The organism is Lacrimispora amygdalina (assembly GCF_003432035.1).
GTDB lineage: Bacteria > Bacillota > Clostridia > Lachnospirales > Lachnospiraceae > Lacrimispora > Lacrimispora amygdalina.
On the sequence record NZ_QOHO01000085.1, the window covers coordinates 1 to 2,350 of the forward strand.

3 protein-coding genes are annotated in these 2,350 nt (G+C 49.5%); 2 read left to right on the plus strand and 1 reads right to left on the minus strand.

The window, feature by feature from the left end; translation table 11 throughout:
* On the minus strand, positions 1-255 hold a 255-nt coding region (locus tag DS742_RS29270; protein WP_205692793.1), incomplete at its 3' end, for a hypothetical protein.
* Here DS742_RS29270 and DS742_RS23470 point away from each other — a divergent pair.
* Both DS742_RS23470 and DS742_RS23475 read left to right on the plus strand, forming a co-directional pair.
* Positions 250-1,509: a LysM peptidoglycan-binding domain-containing protein gene (locus tag DS742_RS23470; RefSeq protein WP_242996713.1), complete on the plus strand. Its 1,260-nt coding sequence runs from the start codon at positions 250-252 to the stop codon at positions 1,507-1,509. The genes DS742_RS29270 and DS742_RS23470 overlap by 6 nt on opposite strands.
* Positions 1,510-1,643: 134 nt before the next feature.
* Positions 1,644-2,228, plus strand: coding sequence for a helix-turn-helix domain-containing protein (locus tag DS742_RS23475; protein ID WP_117419388.1), 585 nt, complete (start codon positions 1,644-1,646; stop codon positions 2,226-2,228).
* Positions 2,229-2,350 lie beyond the last annotated feature (122 nt).

Here is a 2,350-nt window from a genome sequence, read left to right on the forward strand (position 1 = left end):
CGGATGCAACCGACCCAGCCGGCGCAGCCACGGATGCAGCCGACCCAGCCAGCGCAGCCGGCGCAACCGACCCAGCCAGCGCAGCCACGGATGCAACCGACCCAGCCAGCGCAGCCACGGATGCAACCGACCCAGCCGGCGCAGCCACGGATGCAGCCGACCCAGCCAGCCCAACCGGCGCAGCCGCGGATGCAACCAATGCAACCGGCGCAGCCGCAGATGCAGCCGACCCAGCCGGCGCAGCCGCAGATGCAACCAATGCAACCGGCGCAGCCGCAGATGCAGCCGACTCAGCCGGCGCAGCCGCAGATGCAGCCAACCCAGCCGGTTCAGCCAGGGATGCAGCCGACCCAGCCGGCGCAGCCACGGATGCAACCGAACCAGCCGATTCAGCCAGGGATGCAGCCGACTCAGCCAACCCAGCCAGCCGACACCTCTCAAATGTCGTCAAACACGTTAATGAGTGAAGCTGTATCCGGCAGCACAACGCGCTGTCCGGTAGGTCTGCGCGCCTATACCATTCAGAAAGGGGATACCCTCTGGCTTCTTGCCAAGAAATACTGTACGACAGTAGGAGCTATAATGGCTTTAAATCCAGGTATCAAACCCGGAAATTTAATGATCGGCCAGGTAATCTGGATACCCGCAGGATATAAATTCCGGAACCTGCCGCCATGGGCTCAGTCCATGGATAATACTATACAGCAAAGACCTATGAATATGTATCCGGTCTGTCCCCAGGGAACCCGCTCGTATACGATTGAAGCAGGAGATACGCTCTGGCTTTTATCCCAGCGTTACAATACTACGGTAGAAGCGATCATGGCTGCAAATCCAGGTATAAATCCTACTAACTTATTTGTCGGTCAGGTTATCTGCATACCCAGAGACCGTCCCCAGCCGCGTCCCCAGCCACAACCGCAGCCTCAGCCGCAGCCTCAGCCCATGCCACCTACTTACATGTGGGTCAGTAAAGCGGAGCAGAACTTAGGTAATTACCTCCGGTTTTTGTGGCTCCAGCAGGTTTACTGGCTGAGAATGGCAATCCAGAGTGAACTGTGGAATTTATCCGATGCTGAATATGTAATGAATCGTCTGATGGAAAATCCAGCAGATTTCCAGATGGCAATAAAAACATTCTATGGGGATGAAAATGCCAAAAAATTTGCTGATTTATTAACCAGTCATTTTACAGCGGTCAATGATTACGTAATGGCGTCAAGGGATGGGAATGCACAGGCGGTAGCTGACGCAGAAAACCGAATGAATAGTAATGCCGCACAGTTTGTTGCGTTCCTGGCCTCCATAAATCCCAACTGGTCTGCTGCAGACTTACAGAGGATGCTAAATGATTACATGGATTTGACAAAAGAGGAGACTGCTGCCACATTATCCCAGAATTTTGAAGACAGCATCGGCATATTTGCTGATATTGAACGTGGAGCATTGGAAATGGCCGATATGATGACCCAAGGAATTGTAAAGCAGTTTCCCCAGTATTTCAGATAGGAAAAAAAGACAGTCCGGAAAGGAAACCGGGCTGTCTTTTTACAGTGTAATATTCTACGCAGCGTAGATTGTAAAATATCCTCCAGTCGGTTACAATAACAAAGAAATCTATTACAGGGATGGGAGGTTTGCCTGTGCCTGACAATAATGTAGGAACCCTAATCCGCATGCTTCGCAGTGAGCACGGAATGACACAGAAACAGCTTGCAGATGAACTGCATATCAGCGATAAAACGGTATCCAAATGGGAGAGAGGCAAAGGCCTTCCGGATATTTCTTTAATCCCGGAGCTTTCCAGACTTTTTGGGATAGATATACAGAATTTATTAAATGGTGATCTGACGCCCAATGACATTACAGGAGGAAATATGAAACAGATAAAATACTATGTCTGTCCGACCTGCAATAGTATCACATTTTCCACAGGAGACGCAGAGGTTTCCTGCTGTAAAAGAAAGCTGTCGTCACTGAAACTGCAAAAGGCAGAAGAAGGGGAAAAGCTTTCCGTTACTGTGATTGAAGATGATTGGTTTATTACCAGTGCCCATCCTATGAATAAAGAGTTTTATATTTCGTTTCTTGCCTTTGCATCAGGAGACCGCATCTCAGTAATCAAGCAGTATCCGGAATGGGATTTCAATGTCCGGATTCCCAGGCTGGGGCATGGAATGCTGATCTGGTACAGTACAAAGAAGAAGCTGCTTTATCAGCTATTATGAATAAAAAACATCGCTTCCCCATCCAGGAAACGATGTTTTTTATTGTATCTCGGTACAATAAAACCACCGGCTATGCCGGTGTGTCCCCAACTAGCTTTAGCTTCAAGCAAAAAACCTCCTAT